This window comes from Corynebacterium epidermidicanis, assembly GCF_001021025.1.
Taxonomy (GTDB): domain Bacteria; phylum Actinomycetota; class Actinomycetes; order Mycobacteriales; family Mycobacteriaceae; genus Corynebacterium; species Corynebacterium epidermidicanis.
Window position 1 is genome coordinate 872,904 of the sequence record NZ_CP011541.1, and the last position, 19,529, is coordinate 892,432.

Here is a 19,529-nt window from a genome sequence, read left to right on the forward strand (position 1 = left end):
GCTGCTTAGCCTTCCTGATCGGTGGTGTCGGCATCCCGCTGCTGAGCTGCGGCTGCGGCTTCAGCTGCCGGAGTTCCTGGTCGTTTCTTTTGGACCCAGCCTTCGATGTTGCGCTGGCGACCTCCGGAGACGACAAGTGCTCCTGGCGGGACATCATCTTTAATAACTGTACCCGCTCCAGAATAAGCACCATCACCGATGGTCACTGGTGCGATGAACATGGTGTCCGAACCAGTGCGGACATGCGAGCCTACGACAGTGTGATGCTTGTTCACTCCGTCGTAGTTCACAAACACGGAAGAAGCACCGATGTTGGAGTGCTCGCCGATGGTGGCATCGCCAACATAGGTCAGGTGTGGCACCTTGGAGTGGTCGCCGATCTGGGCATTCTTGGTTTCTACGAATCCGCCCAGCTTGCCGTGGGCTCCGAGTTTGGTGCCCGGACGCAAGTAGGTGAACGGGCCGACGCTTGCTTCGGTGCCGATTTCGGAGTCGATGGCGTGCGTGCGAACTACCGACGCGCCGTCGCCGACCACCACGTTAACCAGGGTGGTATCTGGGCCGATCTCACAATCGTTGCCGATAATGGTGCCGGAACGCAGCTGGGTACCAGGATGGATGATGACATCCTGGCCGATTTTCACGTCGACATCAATGAAGGTGGTGGCAGGGTCGATCAAGGTAGCGCCACCGCGCATCGCCTGCTCTCGCAGTCGGCGGTTCATCTCGGCATTCATCGCTGCGAGCTGTACGCGGTCATTGACACCGGCGATCAGCATGGCATCATCAAGCCGGTAGCCGCGCACGATTTTGCCTTGACGACGTGCAATCCCGACAACATCAGTGAGGTAGAACTCGCCCTGCGCGTTGTTGGTATCCAGCTTGGTAACCGATTCCCGAAGCAAAGCCGCATCGAACGCGTACACACCGGAGTTAATTTCGGTGATGGCACGTTGCTCGTCGGAGGCATCCTTTTCTTCCACGATGGCTTCCACGCCTTCGGCATCACGCACGATCCGGCCATAGCCGGTGGGGGAGTCAAGCGTAGCCGTCAGCACGGTTACGGCTGCGTCATGGGAGTGCTCGGCAATAAGTCCTGTGAGCACTTCGCCGTTGAGCAGCGGAACATCCGAGGTGGTGACCACTACGGTGCCGTCGAAATCTGTCGGCAGAGCCTCCAAGCCACATGCCACAGCATGACCGGTGCCGTTTTGTTCTTCCTGGATGGCGGTCTTGACTTCGCTCACCGAAAGTTTGGGCGCCTCCGCCTCGAGAGCCGGAATGACCTGGTCACGGCAGTGGCCGACCACAGCAATCAGGTGTGCTGGTTGGGTGGCTGCGGCGGCGTGCAGCGCGTGGGCGAGCATGGTGCGTCCGGCCACTTCGTGCAGCATTTTTGGCTTCGCGGATTTCATGCGAGTGCCCGCGCCTGCAGCAAGGATGATGACGGCAACCTGTTGGGTTGAAGCGTCAGACATAAGGCTCCGATCTGGAAGATTAGTCGAGTTTTACCCTAATAAAAGTACCGCAGACCGCCCCAGTTTGTGGCCGGCTACACCGAAATAGCACGAGCTTTTCGGCGACCTTCAAACTAACAGCGGCTTTTTAGCGACTGACGTCGACAAGCTTCCGGCCCCAGACCGTACCTACGATTCCCATACCTGCCAGGAACAAAAGTGCAGCATCGGGACCGAAGTGAGAAATTCCGCCCGAAATGAGGCCGGCGAACAGCAAAACGACACCCAGAACTGTGTTCGCGACTGCCACATAGCGAGTGCGTGTCGCCCCTTCGGCCATATCAACGACGTAGGTTTTCCGCGCTACTCGGATCGCGGTGTGCACCAGGTGAATCCCAAAGAAGCCGACTGGCATGATCCAGTTGTTAACCGTCTGCGAGGCGAACTGATCGCAGACGACGAGGCCGATCAGAATTGCCGACGCCACCAAAGAGCCCACCGTCATCACGCTTTTCGACGACTTATCCGACCACACTCCCGAAATCCGACCGCCAATAATCGCAGCCACGCCGGATGCCAGTAGGAAACTGCCGAGCCCGGATGGGGCGAGCATGACCACGAATGTGGGGGAAAGCGCCGAGACTAAAAGCAAGGAACGCACGATGACAAAGGTGCGGAATTGTCTATCTGTTGCCAGTAGTTCCCAGCTGTCCTTGATCCAGTTATTGGGGGCTTCTTCTTTTGGTTCGTCGCCTGGTTCGTCGATGGTTTTGAAAATCAGGCCGGCAACTAGCCATGCGAGAGCCGAAAGAATGATCAGACCCACGAGGATTGGGATGGGTGGTTGCTTGCCTAGAAACATTAAAAAGACGCCAATGGCTACCACTGATATTCCGCCCACCATGGTGGCAGTGCCGGTGATAGTTCCGCGTCTACCCTTGGCGATCGTTCGCCCTTGGACGTCTTTGGATGCGATGGAACATAGTGCTCGACCGCCAGCCAGGATGCTCAGCAAGATGATGGTGGCAAGTCCCAATGCGTGACCCGTGGTGAGCAACGCAGCGATACCAATCCCCGCAGCCGCCACAGCCTGCACAATCGAGCCCCATACCCAAACGAGCTTTCGGGAAGGCTGTCGAACTACCCACGGCGTCAAGGCTGCCTGCGGGAGCATGGAACCGGATTCTCGGATGGGTACAAGCATCGCGGCATAGAACGACGGGGTGCCCGAAGCAGCCAAAATCCAGGGCAGCACTGTCTTGGCCGCGACTACTTGGTCGCCAATGCTCTGCAGGCCGTTCGCCCAGATAAAGCGCCGGGCGTTGTAGTCTTCGTTTGGAAGCTTTTCAGTAATCATCGAAACCAATTGTGCCCCACCGGATAGATCCGATGGGGCACCAGGTGAGCGAGGCTCACCATCAGTGTTGCAACTTACGCTGTGATTAGTGCGTTGTGCTATGCGTTGCGACGGCGGATGAGGAAAACGCCGGCTGCTGCGGTGATTGTGGCAACTGCGAGCAGACCTGCGACGGAAGGGCCGGTGTTGGCGAGGACCTTCTTGCCGGCAGCTGGGGCAGTGCCCTGCTTGGCAGCCGGAGCGGCAGCCTGCTTAGCTGGGTCGATGCCCTTCTGTGGACCCTTGGCTTCAGGTGCCTTAGCTGGGTCGATGCCCTTTTCAGGACCCTTGGCTTCAGGTGCCTTAGCTTCTGGAGCCTGTGCAGCAGGCTTTGGCGCCTCTGGAGCTGGCTTGGTGTCCTTCTGCGAAGAGCCAGTTGCGCCGGAGCTCAGAGCAACTGCGCCACCTGCGAGGGTAGCAGCACCGAGGACTCCGAGAGTGATCTTGCCTTCCTTGCTCAGAGAGGAACCTTCAGCTGGCTCCTTGGTCTTGGTGGTAGAAGCAGGAGCGGAGTTTCCAGGTGTTGCGGTGGTTGGTGCTGGTGCTGCGGTGGTAGGAGTGGAACCATCAGGGCAAGTACTGCCCGATTGCAGTGCTGCAACGGTCACAGGAAGAGTTTCTACGTTAGTAGCGACGGTAAACGTCACGGATACGTTGAAGGTGCCAGTGGTGGTTGGGGTGCCAGAAATGGTTTGAGTATCAAAAACAAATTGCATGCCAGAAGGAGGCCTGTCATGGAAGCAATCTTGGTAGAATCACCATTAGTGAGGTAAGCGTCAATTTCTGCGCTGGCACTACATCCAGCGTAGAGGTTAGCTTGTTGAGCTACAGCAGGCGAAGTGAACAGTGAAGCCACAGTGGCTACAGATAGGGCGCTCACGGCAAGTTTGGACCGAAAAGACATTAGTTCTCCTTGAAAAGTGAAAAGCCAAGGACAAGCGGTATTTTTTCACTTAGAGGCAACTATCGCAGCGCAATTATTATTGTTGATCTTTCAATGAAAATAGATAGCAGAAGTGCTGTAGTTTACATTCTGGTCAAATACTGAGAAAAGGTAGAAATACTCTCCGGCCATATTTGGTCTAAGGGGATATTTTTTGTGAGTAAAACAATTATGAAAAAGTGTCGCTATTGGTCGCATTTCGTAGTGCAGATACTGGTTGGGGTCTGATTTTCATTGTGGTTGATGATCGCAAGTCGTCTGACCGAATAGGGCTATGTTTGAGTGACCTATTTGTTTGCGGGTGAGGCTCGCGGAAGGCCCTCGATGTTGCTCATTTTTTGCAGTTTTGGGCAAATTCAAAGGCGTTCGGCGAACGAGTTAAGCAAAAGAAAAGTGTGTACCGGAATCGTGATGCCCCCAGTTCAAGCACGCGAAATCCGGGTTGTGTTGCGCGCGTAGGGCATTAGTCCCCTCCAACACGCTCGATATCGCGATTTTTGTGCTCGGGCTGCGGCATCCGCACGTGATGGGGTGGGGCGGTGTAGAGAAAACCGACCCTCCTGCTTAGAGTTCGCTGGGCTTATGTAGGAGCAAGGCACCGCCAGATGGCGGTGTAGCGGTGAGACTTTCGATGCTTCCTCCACCCATAGGTCACCCCAAAGAATGTGGTGGTATTCCGCCAATTCTACGACCGGATCACCGCCATGTCACAACTGCTGCGATCGCAGCGAGAGCTGGTGTGGCCGCTGGGAATACGGCGCATTCGCATAAGTTACCGTTTTGGCCGAATCTCAGAAAACCATGCCGACCAGCTTGCATGTGTCAACGCTTTGCCGACCGGGCGCAGTGTTTAGGTACGCCAGTTTTCGGATGCGTCCCCTGGAGGTGGCACAGGTGCTAGTCAGTACTTCCGAAGTAGGAGTACTACCACGGAAGTACGACCTAGCACTCGTGCAGTAAATCCACATGAGCAACGACATCCCAACCGGACACATATGTCTTTACTTAATCCGACAAAGAGCCCATGGATGGGTTAAGTAAAGAAGAGTGTGTCTCTGATGCGTGTTTTCCGCAACATAGTGGGCCTGAGGCTAGTGTTTGTTGTTGTTTGGGTGCGTTACCTCGCTCGATGTCGTCCCTTCGGTGTAGTCGGACTACCGCTGTGGGGTTTTATTCATTAAAAAACGCTGCTCTACGTAGTCGGACTACGCCGAAGCGACGACATAGCACTTGTGCAGCACACCCGCACCGCCGAAGACATCCCAACCGGACACACTTTTCTTTACTTACCCACATGGATACCAAAAAACCCGCCAAACTGACCTAAAAGGCCAGCTCAACGGGCGTTTTTGTGTTGCTTCCCCACCAGGACTCGAACCTAGAATGACGGTACCAAAAACCGGAGTGTTGCCAATTACACCATGGGGAAACGCGCAGCTAAACCGAGCTCTGTGAAGAACGCTGTCTGCGACGCTTTAAGCATAGTACCTCATTGTCGTCGATAAGCGAACATTGCCCCGCTAGCAGCAGCTTTTCGTCAAGTGGAACGGATGGGTTGGAACAGCCTGGGCGCGGAAAGCTGCATGTATTGGTTAGTTACCTGCTCGGTGGTTAATGTGGTGATCATGGGTAGACAGCGAATGACTGGTGAGCAGCGTCGCGAGCAGCTGATCTCGATCGGTCGGACGCTTTTCGCAGAACGTGGGTTCGATGGTGCGAGCGTTGAGGAAGTGGCGGCTCGCGCAGAAGTTTCCAAGCCCGTGGTGTATGAACACTTCGGGGGCAAAGAAGGCTTATATAGTGCCGTGGTCGACCGAGATATGCAGGCGTTGGAACAGACGATGACGCAGTCGCTGGCACAGGGGACCGCTCGGCAGCGTATCGAATCGGCGGTTTTGGCGTTGTTAACTTTTATTGAGGAAAACTCCGACGGCTTCCAGATCTTGGTGCGCGATATGTCGCAACCTGCGGATCCGCAGTCGGGTTTGAGCCCTCGCACGTACTCCACATTGCTCAATGACATCGTCGGGCAGGTTAGCCACATTTTGGCGGAGTCATTTCGGCAAAAGGGCTATGACCCCCAGCAGGCCGTTCTCTATGGTCAGGCGCTGGTCGGGATGATCTCGATGACATCCCAGTGGTGGCTGGATAAGCGGGAGCCCTCTAAAGAAGTCGTCGCTACGCACATCGTTAACCTATGTTGGAACGGGTTGGCCCGCTTGGAAAAGAATCCGCAATTATCGCAAGGAGAACACTGATGGCGCAGACCCCCATGCTGGCAGGGCTGCTAAAAGTAGCAGCTTCTGACCCGAAGCTGAAGGGGCTATTGGAAAACGTCGGTACGCAGCGCCTGCATATTGAGGCCAAACATCAAGCGTTGCCGTGGACTGTCGCCACGTTGGCGCACCGCGCTCCCGTTCTCGTGGTCGTTGCTACTGGGCGTGAAGCCGAAGACCTCACTGCCGAGCTGCGTGCGATTCTCGGCGACGCCGTCGCTTGGTTTCCGTCCTGGGAGACCCTGCCGCACGAACGGATGAGCCCGGGCGTAGATGTCGTCGGCCGGCGCGCCGAGGTGCTCGCACACCTTAACCAACTCAAAGTTGTAGTCACCGCAGCTCGCGGGTTCGCCCAGCCAGTGCTCAAACAGGACTACCAGCCGCTCCAGGTAACGGCGGGCCAAGACTACGACTTCGCGACACTAACCCGGGAACTCGTCCACCGCGCGTACTCCCACGTAGACATGGTGGCAAAGCGCGGACAATTTGCGACCCGTGGCGGCATCATCGACGTGTTCCCAACCACCGCGGACCATCCGGTGCGACTGGAATTCTGGGGCGATGAAGTCACAGATATTCGTGCCTTCGCGGTCGCCGACCAGCGCGCAATCCCGGACATGAGCTACACATCCGTGGACATCTTTCCAGCCAGGGCGCTGCTTATCGACGACGCCGTCGCCAAGCGCGCAGCCGACCTGGCAGTTGCGCATCCCGGGAATCCAGCCCTCGTCGAGCTGCTGACAAAGGTGTCCGAAAAGCAACCGGCAGAAGGCATGGAAGCCCTTATTCCGGCGCTTACTGATGCGGACATGGTGGCATTGCCGGACGTGATGCCCGCGGGCACGCACACCTTGCTCGTGGACCCGGAAAAGATTCGCACCAGAGTCGCCGACCTGGAAGCAACCGACCAAGAATTCCTCGCGGCCGGTTGGGAAGCCGCTGCCATGGGAGCTGATGGCCCCGTCGCAGTGAGTGGCCTTGACCTAACAGCTAGTTCCTACCGATCATTCGAGTCCCTGCTGCTCTCCAGCGAAATCACTTGGACGTTCGCTCCGGAAGGCATGCTCGTCGCTGATGCAGCAGATACGTTGCCACTTGACTTCGAGGCGGCACCGGCTCCCCGTGGTGATCTCAAAGAGATCGACACGTTGATGGCGATGTTGCTCGCGCACACTACCGCCGGTGGACGCGCAGCGTTTGTTGCTCCTGCGCAGGGTGCCATCAAGCGGATGGTTGACCGCTTCAAAGAGAAGGGCATCCCCACCAAGGTGGCTACCGCAGGGTGGCAGCCTACTGCTGGGGAAGTGACTCTCTACCAGGCGCTTTCACACAACGGCTTGGTTTTCCCTGGCGCACAGCTTGTAGTTGTCACCGAAACTGACCTGACCGGCAACCGCGTGGGCGATATTGCGGGAGCGAAGCGTCGACCAGCCAAGAAGCGAAACCGAGTTGATCCGCTGGCGCTGAAAACCGGCGATCTGGTGGTGCATGAGACGCACGGTATCGGACGATTCCTGAAAATGACCGAGCGGACCATCAACACCGGTGATGGCACGTCGCGTCGGGAATACCTGGTGCTGGAATACGCGTCTTCGCGGCGCGGCGGCCCGGCTGACCAGCTGTATGTCCCCATGGATTCCCTTGACCTGCTGTCAAAGTACGTAGGCGGGGAAAAGCCGGCGCTGTCCAAGATGGGTGGTGCGGACTGGAAGAACACGAAGAAGAAGGCCCGCGCCGCGGTTCGGGAAATTGCGGGCGAGCTGGTTGAGCTCTACGCCAAACGTCAAGCCGCGCCTGGCCACGCATTCGCGCCGGACTCACCGTGGCAGGCCGAGATGGAAGACAACTTTCCGTTCGTGGAAACTGAGGACCAGATGCTTGCCATCGAGGCTGTGAAAGCCGACATGGAAAAGCCGGTGCCGATGGACCGCGTGGTGGTCGGCGACGTTGGCTACGGTAAAACCGAGGTCGCCGTGCGCGCAGCATTTAAAGCGATCCAAGACGGAAAACAGGTGGCGGTGCTCGTGCCGACGACCCTGCTCGCACAGCAGCACTTGTCAACATTTGAGCAGCGTATGGAGGGTTTCCCGGTTACTATCCGTGGCCTTTCCCGCTTTACTTCAGCCTCCGAGTCGAAGGAAACCCTAGCTGGACTCCTCGACGGCACCGTCGACATCGTCATCGGTACCCACCGCCTCCTCCAAACCGGCGTGCACTGGAAGAACCTCGGACTGGTCATCGTGGACGAAGAGCAGCGCTTCGGCGTGGAGCACAAGGAACACATCAAAGCCTTGCGCACCGCCGTCGATGTGCTCACCATGTCTGCCACCCCGATCCCGCGCACCCTGGAGATGTCGATGGCCGGCATCCGCGAAATGTCGACCATTCTGACCCCGCCGGAGGACCGCCACCCCGTGCTCACCTACGTGGGCGCACAGGAAGACAAGCAGGTCGCCGCGGCTATTCGACGCGAGCTGCTTCGCGACGGCCAGATCTTCTATGTCCACAACAAAGTTTCTTCGATTGAAAAGAAGGCCCGCGAGATCCGCGATCTGGTGCCGGAAGCCCGCGTCGTCGTGGCGCACGGCCAGATGTCCGAGGAACTTCTCGAACAAACAGTGCAGGGTTTCTGGGATCGCGAGTATGACGTCCTCGTGTGTACCACCATCGTGGAAACCGGCCTGGACATCGCGAACGCGAACACATTGATCGTCGAAAATGCGCACCATATGGGCCTTTCCCAGCTGCACCAGCTGCGTGGCCGCGTGGGGCGCTCCCGCGAGCGTGGCTACGCCTACTTCCTCTATCCGAAGGGGATCACCCTGACGGAGACGTCGTACGATCGTCTTGCGACCATCGCCCAAAATAATGACCTGGGCGCTGGCATGGCCGTGGCGATGAAAGACCTCGAAATGCGTGGCGCCGGCAACGTGCTGGGCGCTGAGCAGTCCGGCCACATCGCGGGCGTCGGCTTCGATCTCTATGTCCGTCTCGTCGGCGAGGCCGTGGAAGCGTTCCGAGCGATGGCCGACGGCAAAGTCCTCGATGCCACGGATAAAGAGCCCCGCGAAATCCGCGTTGACCTGCCTGTCGACGCCCACATCCCGGAGTCCTACATCAACTCCGAGCGCCTGCGGCTCGAGGTTTACCGCAAATTGGCATCTTCCACTTCCGAGACTGACTTGCAGTTGGCCGTTGAAGAAATGGAAGACCGCTACGGCCCGATCCCGGTCGAAGTATCCCGGCTGCTTGCGGTTGCCCGGCTGCGCCACATCATGCGCGCCGCGCGTCTTACCGATGTCGCGATCCAGGGCACCCGCATCAAGGTTCACCCCGTCGAGCTGCCGGATTCTAAGCAGGTGCGCCTGCGCCGTCTCTACCCAGGCTCGACTTACCGCGCGGCGGCCCAGGCAATTCAGTTGTCGATTCCGAAGGCCGGCAACGGCATGGGAGCACCGCAGCTTCGCGACGTCGAGCTGCTCCAATGGGTAGCCGACTTCATCGCCGGGATGTTTGATGTACCGGCGGTGTCGGTGTCTGGCGGAGATTCATCCAAGAAGGACCGCGTGATTTCAGTAGGGGACTAGGGTGCGAGAGCTGCCAGTGGGAAGGTGATGACGCCGTTCTCAAACTTCCTCGTCAAGCCGGTACCAGTGAAGACGGCCATAAAAGCAGGTTGTTTGGTGGTATCGATTGACTGAGATACCCGAGGCAGCTTCAGCGCAGCTGCCTCGGCGGCCCCGCCGCCGAGTTTCACCTCGATGGTGGCCCATCTTTCGTCGGGAAGCGTAAGAATGGCATCGATTACGTTGCCATTTGAATCAAGGAAATGGTTGAGGCTACCGCCGAGGGCTTCAACCGTAACAGCCAGGTCATGGAGCACTGTTGCTTCAAAAATGAAGCCTGCGGTCTGCAGGTCTGCGAATAATGCCGGTGGCGTGGCTCTGAGAACCGCGGTAGCCAGCGAAGGGTCAGCTAGCACATACTTCGGAGATCGGCGTAGGTTTGCACGATTCTTCAGCGAACCGGACCATGGGGGGATCGCTTCAACAGCAAACAATCGCTCGAGAATCCCGGTGTAGCGGGACACAGTCTTGTAATTGATGCCAGGGGCAATTGTTTGCAGGTCAGCCGCGATTTTAGTCAATGTGACCTCGGCCGCTGTCGAAAATCCAAGGTACGTATTGTTTGCCGAGCACAGAGCTGGTTTCCAAACCAGCCACAAAATCTAGCGCCCAAATTGTGGACCTGCTAAGTGATAAATAGTGGCCTCCCCATCCCAATGAATCGAAAGGCCACGTCTCTTTCGGCGTTTCCTAACGCCCCGAGATGATTGCCAAACCTTCGCTGGTGAACTCGTTCAGGTACTCCCGGCGACCAGTTGCAGCCATGAGCAGGGCCAACATTTGGCCTTCGATGGCGGGACCTTCGCCAAACGACCAGTCTGTGTCCGTCGCCTTGAGCTGCACGCCTGCAATGCGCGATTTCGTGCCGATGAGCAGGTTGGAGTTTTTGTAAAAGTCCAAGACCTGCGTTAACAGTTCGATTGGGTAGTCCTGCTCGATGCCTAGCGGACGGCGAATGTCCTCAGCATGCACGATAGCTTCGCCGAGCCAGGAATCGACCGGCCCCGGCGGCGTCGACTCGGAATCCAACACCTCGTTGAAACGGCCGAGAACCGCAGCGCCGGATCCTTCGGACAGTCGCACAACCTCGCCAGCCTGCATCTTTGCCATGTTGAAGCCGTTCATCGCGAACATTCCGAAGAACTTTAGTGGGTTCATTTGGGCTGTTGAGGTCATGTGGGCGACGAGATTCTTGACGGTCCAGCCGTCGCAAAGCGACTGCGTATTCCACTGTTCTTCGGTGAGGTGTGGCGAGGTCGGTGGCCAGCGCACGGCGTTCTGCAGCGATGGAGATCCAGATCGGGTTGGTCATGATTTTTTAGCTTAGGTGAGCTGTCAACGATCTGCCGGGTTCGTTTCGAGGGTAACTAAGGCTTATGTTTCGGGAAGCGGTCCGATATGGTTTAAGCGCGGTGTTTGCCGCGGGTGTAGTCATTCACTGCCTTGTCGCTGGGAAGCATCCCGCCGGATACGCAGCCTTCGGCCTGTTCCGCGGTGGTCGGGCAGCACAATTGGTAGCCCAGGTGTCCTGCGCCTTCTTCGTCTCTTTGCTGTTCTTAGGCTAGGGCTGGCCTACGTCCTCAACGGGAGAGGACTTTCTGAAGAACCGCCTCGGTAGCCTGATCATGGTGGCGTTGACGCTGCCGGTGACCAGGCAGCATCAACGCCCCGGATCGTTAAAAGTGTCCGGTTTGCCGGAATTGGGCGTCCAGGGCCGCGGAAAGCCGAGGATTGGGAACGACGCATGCGACAGCTGCAGCAAAACGGATGCCACCGCTGTTGCTTGATCCGGAGATTGTGTCTGCGCAACGCGCGGCATCAGCGGCTGCACCTGACCATCCCCACAGTGGGCTGAGGTAACCCGTGGAGTAGAACGAAGCGAACATCGTTGCTCCAACACTCTGATGGAGCGCATTGGTAGAGCCCTGCAAAGACTGATTGAGTACAGCGCCGAGGGGATCGGTGCGGAATTGGTCGCGGTCTGCGGGGGATAGGTGGGAGGACATGCCGTCGGGCAAGCTGGAGCCTTGGGCGAGCGCTGGGGCGGTGCCAGCCGAGATGGCCAGACCCGCAGCAAGCGCGCTGGTGCACAGGGAACGGAGCAAGGTATTCGTCATGAATGCCAAGCATAAATGATTACCTGCTCCTTTTCAGGGTAAAACTATTAGTTCGCGTTTGGCTGGGCTAGAAATCAATCCACGGTTGGGAAAGGAAATCGAAGAAGAAATTGCCCACAAATGCTGCCAAGGACGTCCCAATCACAATGCTTGGCACGGCTATCATTCCAGCCTGTGCGAAACTCAACCAGCGTAGCGTCGCGCGGCTTGCCCCTATTGCCCATAGTTTTTGCTGGTCAGAACGCTGCTCGAGTTGTGCAAGCGCGACAACCAAGAACAGAACTCCCAGGATGAACAGCAGCCCTAGAGCTGCCATGAGGAATGAGACCAGCGCTACACTGCGACTTTGGTCGGCGGCGCCAATCTCCATCCCGGAGGTTTGGCTCATCCGGTGGAGTTTGAGTTGCTGGAGGGGCCCTGGTGCTTTTGGATACAGACTTGCGATGTAGCCAGTGGGTAGCTCCGCGGCGGGCACTGAGCTCAGTTTGCCTGGCTTTTCCAGCCCCATCTCAGCTGTCGAGACCGTCTCGCCCTGACGCAAACGTTGCTTGATCGCCTCCCGAGTAGAGGGATCGACGGTGAAATAGTCGACAATCTCCGGTTCCGCAACGATATGGTAGGAGGTCAATCCGAGGTCATACCAAGCAGTTTGGCCAGAGTAGCCATCATGTTCGTTGGTGTCGTAGATGTCAACCCTCTTTCCGAAGTCGCCGGAGAGGCTGTCCAGCACCTCGCTGAAGTTGGTCGGAGAGCTAACCGCAACGTTGGCTTTCGCGATGACCCCAGTGGACAGCGCTTTGTCTCCGAAACCTACGTATGGCAGAGCTGTCGCAAGGGTGCCAATGCTCAGAGTCGCAACCGTGATTGCTCCGATGGCAGCGCTCGTCCGACCAGCATTTCGGTAGGCATCTCGAGCAGACAAGCGCAGAATGGGAGGAAATTTCGCAGACATCACCCGCAGGATTGAGACGATTGCCGGCCCCAGCAGGAATGCGCCCAAACTGATTACAGGCAAGCACAGGAGAATCCCGATGTTTTGCTCGAACAGCAGCAACAGCCCCGCTAATACCAGGATTGGCCCTGAGAACAACTGAATGGCCGTAAATCTCGTGTGGGCGCGCTTGCTGAGGCGTAAGGGGAGTTGGGCGGCCAGCAGCGTGCTCAGCAGGGTGACGGCTGCCAGCATCAGCCCGAATTGCCAGCTGAAGGTCGCTGGCTCGCCGACGATGAAACGCATGCCGGCCTCAGTTAATGGCCAGGCGAGAACCAGGCCAAGAGTGGCGCCTATGAAACCTAGCAAAGCGCCTTCCCACAGCAATATCCCAGTGATGTAGCTGGTACGAGCGCCGATGTAGGTCAATTGCTCGGAGACATGACGGAGCCGTCGATGTGCGATCGCAAAGAGTGGGGTGGTCAGCGCCGCTGTGAAGATCAAAATGAGCCCAAAAAATGACAGCGCCATCGTAGCCCCGATGGGATCGCCGAAAAAGGTGGTGACAAATTTCCACAATGGTGGTGGTGGCTTTTGTGCTTCTTCAATGTAGATCCCACTTAATCGGAATTCTTGCGGCCCCACTGGCTGCGAGGTGGCCCACCAGTGCGAATTCGCGGGCCCCATGTCCTTGGCGTCAGCGTAGTTGCCAACCAGGTTGCTCGGATAGCGCAGGTCGTGGACGGTTAGTTCTTTGCCATTGACTGTGACGGAATCGCCAGGAGCTACCGCTAATGCTCGGGCTACATCCCGTGGGATGATGACGGTGCCTTCTGGCGGTGCGTCTTCTGTGAGTGCGGTGAAGTACTGGACCACCGTCTCGCCATTGGCCACGACTTCTCCTTGGCCGCGGTAGGCGGGTGTGAAATCGGGTCGCGGTGGCGTGCTGGACAGCGCGTAGGAGTAGTAGTTTTCCGGGTATTCCTCGATGACGAATGCGGTGTGCATCATCGAGAAGAAACTGGTCACGATGAGCGTCGGCAAAGCGAGCAAGAAAATTGTCACGAGTGAGTGTTTAGGGTGCGCACGGAGGTCCCGAATGGCTAGCCGGATCATTGAATCTCACCATCCTTGAGCCGGAGGGTGCGATCCGCAAAAGCGGCCAGGCGCGGTTCGTGGGTGACAAAAAGCCCGGATGCACCGGTGTCCACCTTGTTACGAATCAGACGCATAACTGAATCTGAGGTTGCGGTATCGAGCGCGCCGGTGGGTTCGTCGGCAAGCAAAACGCTGCGGGTCCCGATGAACGCGCGTGCGATGGCGGCACGTTGTTGTTCGCCACCGGAGACTTCCGGAGGGAATTGATCCGCTATGGGCAGCAGCCCCAATTCGTCCAGCTCCGCGAGCGCTTGCTCGCGAGCAGTCGCACGTTTGATGCCAGAAATCTCTAGTGGCAGTGCCACGTTTTCGGCGATGGTGAGCGTTTCAATCAGGTTGTAGTTCTGGAAGACGAAGCCAAGTCGGTCGCGACGCAGGTCGGCTCGCTGGTTTGGGGTTAAGGTGCTGCAGTCGAGGTCGTCGATAAGCACGGTGCCGGAGGTAGGCACTTCGAGCAGTCCAGCGATGCGCAGGAGAGTGGTTTTCCCCGCGCCTGAAGGGCCCATAATGGCGATGAGCTCGCCGGGTTCGACAGTGACGTCGACGTTTTTCAGGACGGTGCGCTTGCGCGATCCGTCCAGATATTCGTGGCTGATGTTGCGTAGTTTCATGACAGTGCCTCCAGGTAGTCGAGCCAGCGGGCTTCGCCTTCGAGTTGGAAAATGTGGCGCTGTCGGAGCAATTCGGCGGCGCCTTCTGCGGGGGTGCGGTTCAGCTCGCGAAGTTTGGTCATGGTGGCCTCGCGCTGAGCTTTGATGAGGGGTGCTCGGTCTCGGGCGAGGGCCATTTTGATCACCAAGTCGTCGCGATCATCCGCCGGCTTTTCGACGGGCCGTTGCCACCATTCGTCAAGTTCGGCGGTGCCGGCATCCGTGATGGTGAAAATATCGGCCTTGCCTTCTCGCCCGCAGACTTTGATGAGTTGGTCTCGTTCTAGCCGTTTGATCGTTTGATACACCTGACCGATGTTGAGCGGCCACGTGTGGTGAGTGCGTTCGTGAAAGGTGCTTTGGAGTTGAGCTGAGCCTTGGGGGTGTTCTGCTAGCAGGCTCAGCAGGGCAAATTTGATGGACATAGCGGATCTCCTTACTCGGTAAGTTACCAGGTAAGTTTTGGGATGTCAATGGGTGGCTGGGAAGTGGAGGAAAGAAAATGCCCCGGAGTGAAATCCGGGGCATCAGTGTTTTGTCGAGGTCAAGCGAAGCTCAAGGTCCCCGAGGTCAAACCATAGATGGCATAGCAACTGCCTAGGATAACCAACGCCACGACTACCCATTCAAAAGTGTTGAAAATGCGATCGCCAGACTTGATGCGAGTCCACACATATGGGATGAGGCCGGGCACCACGAGCAGGCAGCCTAACAGCAGGTAGCGAGGATCGGCGGCGTAGAACAGCCATAGTGAGTACACCAAGGCGACGGCGCCGATGAGCAGGTGACGACGGTTATCGGACGCGGATACTACTGGGCCGGAATCGTCGAAACGCGTGCCAGCGTGCGGGTGTGTCATGCCCCGGCCCCGGGTAGCGAGCAGCACGAGGTAGAGCGCGGAGAATACGTAAGGAAGCATGTACATGATGGTGGCCAGCTGCACCATGAAGGAATAGGTGGCCTCGTTCATGAAGAACACCACAACGCAGATTTGGATCACGATCGTCGATACGAGCTGCGCCGCCACTGGGGCACCAGCGCGGTTGACGCGGCCAAACCGGGCGGGAAGCAGCCCATCAATGCCCATGAGCAAGATCGGCTCAGCGCACAACATTTGCCAAGAAACGTAGGCGCCTAGCACGGAGAACATCAGACCGAGGGAAACCAGCGCGCCACCCCACGGGCCGACCACGTGCTCTAACACGGCTGCCAGGGAGTTGTCGGAAAGTCCAGCTAGCTCCTCCTGGGTCATGACGCCGAAAGAGAGCGTGGTGACGGTTACTAGAAGGGCAAGCACGGAGAAGAAGCCGATAACGGTAGCACGACCGACGTCTCGACGGGTCCGAGATTGCTTGGAGTAAACAGACGCACCCTCGACGCCGATGAAGGTCCACACGGTAAACAGCATGAAAGCTTTGATTTGATCCATGACCGAGCCGGACCCACCGTTGCGTCCCCAGATATCCAAGGTGAATTTATCCCAGCTAAAGCCAAGGAAGGCCACCAGGATGATGAAGGCCAGGATCGGCAAGATTTTTGCCACGGTGGTGACCACGTTCATCAGGGCCGCCTGTTGGATCCCGCGGGTGAGCATGAAGAAAATCACCCAGGTCAGAATCGACACTGCGATGCCGGAGGTCCAGCGGTTTTCGGTGGAGAAGAATGGGATGTAGTGTCCGAGCGTGGAGAAGAAGAGGGTCGCGTAGCCCACCTGAGCGATGACGGAGCCTAGCCAGTAGCCCCAAGCGGAGGCGAATCCCACGAAGTCGCCAAGTCCTGCTCGGACGTAGGAATACACGCCGGAATCAAGGTGCGGCTTACGTAGGGCCAAAACTTGGAAGACGAAGGCGATGGAGAGCATGCCGATGCCTGCGATAGCCCAGCCAATGAGCATCGCGCCCGGGGCTGCCACTGAAGCTGCATTTTGTGGCAAAGCGAAGATGCCAGCACCCACCGTCGAGCCGATAATGAGGGAAACTAGTGTCCACAAGCTCACGGTGTTGTTGGTCGATTTTTGTTCAGTCACGACTAATGAGAGTAGGGCCCAAAGCAATAAAGTCTACAATCGTGGCAGTGTGATTCTCGTGGTGAGGGGCGGTTTTCTGGGGCCTTCAGCCGTGTGGGGGTGATGGTAGGAACGGGGGCCGAAAACCCTATGTAGCAGCATTAAACAGACTTTAGGAGATCTTAATATGGATGGTCAAAGCGGTCAGGGTTGCGCAACTCGACCCACCCAACCGGACCTTAACTATGTGAATAAAATTATCGACGCGGTGGAAGTAATGTCGCGCGCCCTCGAAATTGGCGAATGGGAACGCTCCATGACCCACCTCAGCCTCTTGCCATTCCTCGTTGAAGAAGCCGCAGAGTTCGCTGACGCCGTGCGTGCACATCACCAGCACGCCACTGCAGACTCGGAACGCGAGCTCAAAAACGAACTTTCCGACGTCCTACTCCAAGTCCTTTTTCACGCCGAGCTAGCCCGTCGCCGAGGTGCCTTCGACATTGGTGATGTTGCCCAGGCGTTCGTCGATAAGCTGCAAGCACGCGCTCCTTATCTTTTTGACGGCACCTCGGAAATCGTCCAAGTGGCTGAGCAAGAGCGACTGTGGCAGCTTGGCAAACAACGTCAACAGTAGTGCCCGGCTAAGATGTTTCGCTATGGGTTCAAAGGCGCGCAAAGCATTCGGCTGTGGCTGTGGCACGATCTTGGCGATCGTCACGGTCATCGCTTGCGTCGGCTGGACGCTGTCGCTGCTCAATGGCCCCAACCCGATCCGGACGCTGCAGCCGGTCCCGGATAACGTGCCCCCGGCGGGTGGGGTAGAGGTCCCGCTTATCGACGTCCAGGCGCCCGGACGCACCTCGGCCAAGCTGAAATTCTGGGCCGAACCACTCTCGGCAGACACGGGAATCTCGATCGCTGCGCTCCAGGCATATGGCAATGCCGAACTTATCGCAGCGCAATCCTGGCCGAACTGTCACCTGCGGTGGAATACTCTCGCTGGGTTGGGTCAGGTAGAAACTCGGCACGGTACCTACTCTGGGAAAATCTTTGGTGGCAGCAAGATCGACGCGGACGGGAATGTGGCACCACCCATCATCGGAGTGCCACTCGACGGGTCCCCAGGATTTGCCAAAATTGCCGACACTGACGGCGGCGCTCTCGACGGTGACACCGAACATGACCGGGCAGTGGGGCCGATGCAGTTCATTCCAGAATCCTGGAAACGTTACGGTCGCGATGCCAATGGCGATGGTAAAGCCGATCCACACAACATCGACGACGCAGCCGTTTCCGCGGCTAACCTACTGTGCGATCACGATCGAGACCTCGCGACCCCGCAAGGGTGGACCGCTGCGGTGAGGTCCTACAACCAATCAGACAAATACTTGCGCGACGTGCGCGACGCTGCCGCTGCCTACGCATTACGGCAACCCGCCAGCTGAGCCGGGGCCCGCTGCCTACGCATTACGGCAACCCGCCAGCTGAGCCGGGGCCCGCAGCCCACCCCCATTAGCGCACCACGGGAAGTGAAATAGCCCGCGCACATGGCCGGAGGAAGTATTTTCGTGTCACAATTGAACTATGCGTGCCTCGACGGCGCGTGGCTAAACAATCAACCTTGAATTGGCTTAGGAGGCCTACAGTGGCTGAAATCATGCACGTTTTTGCTCGTGAGATTATGGATTCCCGCGGCAATCCCACCGTCGAAGTTGAAGCAGTTCTGGAGAACGGCGCACACGGACAGGCTGCTGTTCCATCTGGAGCTTCCACCGGCGTTCACGAGGCTCATGAGCTGCGCGATGGTGGCGACCGCTACCAGGGCAAAGGCGTGCTGAAGGCTGTTGAATTTGTCAACGAAGAAATCGCTGACCACATTGCAGGTTTGGAAGCTGACGACCAGCGCACTGTCGATCGCATGATGATCGAACTCGATGGCACTCCTAACAAGTCTCGTCTGGGCGCAAACGCTATCCTCGGTGTTTCTATGGCCGTGGCCAAGGCTGCTGCAGACGCGGCAGATTTGCCACTATTCCGCTACATCGGTGGCCCGAACGCGCACATTCTTCCTGTGCCAATGATGAACATCCTCAACGGTGGCGCCCACGCTGACTCCGGCGTCGACGTTCAAGAATTCATGATCGCTCCAATCGGCGCCGAGACCTTCAAGGAAGCACTGCGCATGGGCGCAGAGGTGTACCACACCCTGAAGTCCGTCATTAAAGCTAAGGGCCTGTCCACCGGCCTTGGCGACGAGGGCGGCTTCGCACCGTCCGTTGAATCCACCAAGGCAGCCCTCGACCTCATCGTCGAGGCTATCGAGAAGGCGGGCTACAAGGTTGGCGAAGACATCGCCCTGGCCCTCGACGTCGCTTCTTCCGAGTTCTTCAAGGACGGCAAGTACCACTTCGAAGGCGGCGAGCACACCGCTGAAGAGATGTCCAAGGTTTACGAAGAACTCATCTCCCAGTACCCAATCGTCTCCATCGAAGACCCACTGCAGGAAGACGACTGGGAAGGCTACACCGCCCTCACCGCTGCCATCGGCGACAAGGTCCAGATCGTGGGCGACGATTTCTTCGTGACCAACCCAGAGCGCCTTGCTGAGGGCATCGAGAAGAAGGCTGCCAACGCGCTATTGGTGAAGGTCAACCAGATCGGTACCCTGACCGAAACCTTCGACGCCGTCGAGCTGGCTCACCGCAATGGCTACCGCACCATGATGTCGCACCGCTCCGGTGAAACCGAAGACACCACCATCGCTGACCTCGCAGTTGCTCTGAACTGCGGCCAGATCAAGACCGGTGCTCCGGCACGCTCCGAGCGCGTAGCTAAGTACAACCAGTTGCTGCGCATCGAGGAAATGCTCGCTGAAGACGCAGTCTACGCTGGTCGCGACGCATTCCCACGCTTCAAGTAAAGCACTATAGTTCGAAATAGCCACCCGTTTTTGAACTGGCCCCCGAAAGT

16 protein-coding genes and 1 tRNA gene are annotated in these 19,529 nt (G+C 57.7%); 6 read left to right on the forward strand and 11 right to left on the reverse strand.

The window, feature by feature from the left end; translation table 11 throughout:
• Positions 1–5 precede the first annotated feature (5 nt).
• The 4 genes from glmU to CEPID_RS04100 form a co-directional block, all read right to left on the reverse strand.
• On the reverse strand, positions 6–1,478 hold the full coding sequence (glmU, locus tag CEPID_RS04085; protein ID WP_047239877.1) for a bifunctional UDP-N-acetylglucosamine diphosphorylase/glucosamine-1-phosphate N-acetyltransferase GlmU: 1,473 nt from the start codon (positions 1,476–1,478) through the stop codon (positions 6–8).
• A gap of 127 nt (positions 1,479–1,605) precedes the next feature.
• On the reverse strand, positions 1,606–2,814 hold the full coding sequence (locus tag CEPID_RS04090) for a hypothetical protein (RefSeq protein ID WP_047239878.1): 1,209 nt from the start codon (positions 2,812–2,814) through the stop codon (positions 1,606–1,608).
• Positions 2,815–2,912: 98 nt separating this feature from the next.
• Positions 2,913–3,569 carry a hypothetical protein gene (locus tag CEPID_RS12430; RefSeq protein WP_052843367.1) on the reverse strand — a complete coding sequence of 219 codons (657 nt, stop codon included), beginning with the start codon at positions 3,567–3,569 and terminating at the stop codon, positions 2,913–2,915.
• A gap of 1,584 nt (positions 3,570–5,153) precedes the next feature.
• A tRNA-Gln gene (locus CEPID_RS04100) sits at positions 5,154–5,225 on the reverse strand.
• Between the two features lie 196 nt (positions 5,226–5,421).
• Here CEPID_RS04100 and CEPID_RS04105 point away from each other — a divergent pair.
• Entirely contained in the window at positions 5,422–6,054 is a 633-nt protein-coding gene (locus CEPID_RS04105; RefSeq protein WP_047241338.1) for a TetR/AcrR family transcriptional regulator, read from the forward strand.
• The gene (mfd, locus tag CEPID_RS04110; RefSeq protein WP_407921607.1) at positions 6,054–9,659 is read left to right on the forward strand and encodes a transcription-repair coupling factor; all 3,606 of its coding nucleotides are present in this window, start codon (positions 6,054–6,056) and stop codon (positions 9,657–9,659) included. Before CEPID_RS04105 ends, mfd begins: the two co-directional genes overlap by 1 nt.
• Here mfd and CEPID_RS04115 read toward each other — a convergent pair.
• A complete protein-coding gene (locus CEPID_RS04115; RefSeq protein ID WP_158408021.1) occupies positions 9,656–10,219 on the reverse strand; it encodes a DUF4143 domain-containing protein in 564 nt (187 codons plus the stop codon). The genes mfd and CEPID_RS04115 overlap by 4 nt on opposite strands.
• 169 nt (positions 10,220–10,388) lie before the next feature.
• On the reverse strand, positions 10,389–10,970 hold the full coding sequence (locus tag CEPID_RS04120) for a maleylpyruvate isomerase family mycothiol-dependent enzyme (RefSeq protein WP_236684292.1): 582 nt from the start codon (positions 10,968–10,970) through the stop codon (positions 10,389–10,391).
• A 104-nt stretch (positions 10,971–11,074) separates the two neighbouring features.
• Here CEPID_RS04120 and CEPID_RS04125 point away from each other — a divergent pair, with 104 nt between their 5' ends.
• Complete coding sequence (locus tag CEPID_RS04125; RefSeq protein WP_047239879.1) at positions 11,075–11,263, forward strand: hypothetical protein; 189 nt, start codon at positions 11,075–11,077, stop codon at positions 11,261–11,263.
• A 111-nt stretch (positions 11,264–11,374) separates the two neighbouring features.
• Here CEPID_RS04125 and CEPID_RS04130 read toward each other — a convergent pair whose 3' ends face one another.
• The 5 genes from CEPID_RS04130 to CEPID_RS04150 all read right to left on the reverse strand — a co-directional run bounded on the left by CEPID_RS04130 (position 11,375) and on the right by CEPID_RS04150 (position 16,580).
• Positions 11,375–11,815 (reverse strand): hypothetical protein, encoded by a 441-nt coding sequence (locus tag CEPID_RS04130; RefSeq protein WP_047239880.1) that lies wholly within the window; start codon positions 11,813–11,815, stop codon positions 11,375–11,377.
• A gap of 67 nt (positions 11,816–11,882) precedes the next feature.
• Positions 11,883–13,811 carry an ABC transporter permease family protein gene (locus CEPID_RS04135; RefSeq protein ID WP_158408022.1) on the reverse strand — a complete coding sequence of 643 codons (1,929 nt, stop codon included), beginning with the start codon at positions 13,809–13,811 and terminating at the stop codon, positions 11,883–11,885.
• A 47-nt stretch (positions 13,812–13,858) separates the two neighbouring features.
• A complete protein-coding gene (locus tag CEPID_RS04140) occupies positions 13,859–14,515 on the reverse strand; it encodes an ABC transporter ATP-binding protein (RefSeq protein WP_047239882.1) in 657 nt (218 codons plus the stop codon).
• On the reverse strand, positions 14,512–14,979 hold the full coding sequence (locus CEPID_RS04145) for a PadR family transcriptional regulator (protein ID WP_047239883.1): 468 nt from the start codon (positions 14,977–14,979) through the stop codon (positions 14,512–14,514). Before CEPID_RS04145 ends, CEPID_RS04140 begins: the two co-directional genes overlap by 4 nt.
• 119 nt (positions 14,980–15,098) lie before the next feature.
• A complete protein-coding gene (locus CEPID_RS04150) occupies positions 15,099–16,580 on the reverse strand; it encodes an amino acid permease (protein WP_083984371.1) in 1,482 nt (493 codons plus the stop codon).
• Between the two features lie 226 nt (positions 16,581–16,806).
• Between CEPID_RS04150 and CEPID_RS04155 the strand changes: the two genes are divergently transcribed.
• The 3 genes from CEPID_RS04155 to eno all read left to right on the forward strand — a co-directional run bounded on the left by CEPID_RS04155 (position 16,807) and on the right by eno (position 19,479).
• Complete coding sequence (locus CEPID_RS04155; RefSeq protein WP_236684293.1) at positions 16,807–17,193, forward strand: MazG nucleotide pyrophosphohydrolase domain-containing protein; 387 nt, start codon at positions 16,807–16,809, stop codon at positions 17,191–17,193.
• 22 nt (positions 17,194–17,215) lie between these two features.
• Complete coding sequence (locus CEPID_RS04160; protein WP_047239885.1) at positions 17,216–18,004, forward strand: lytic transglycosylase domain-containing protein; 789 nt, start codon at positions 17,216–17,218, stop codon at positions 18,002–18,004.
• Positions 18,005–18,204: 200 nt separating this feature from the next.
• Positions 18,205–19,479, forward strand: a complete 1,275-nt coding sequence (eno, locus tag CEPID_RS04165; RefSeq protein ID WP_047239886.1) for a phosphopyruvate hydratase — start codon at positions 18,205–18,207, stop codon at positions 19,477–19,479.
• Positions 19,480–19,529 lie beyond the last annotated feature (50 nt).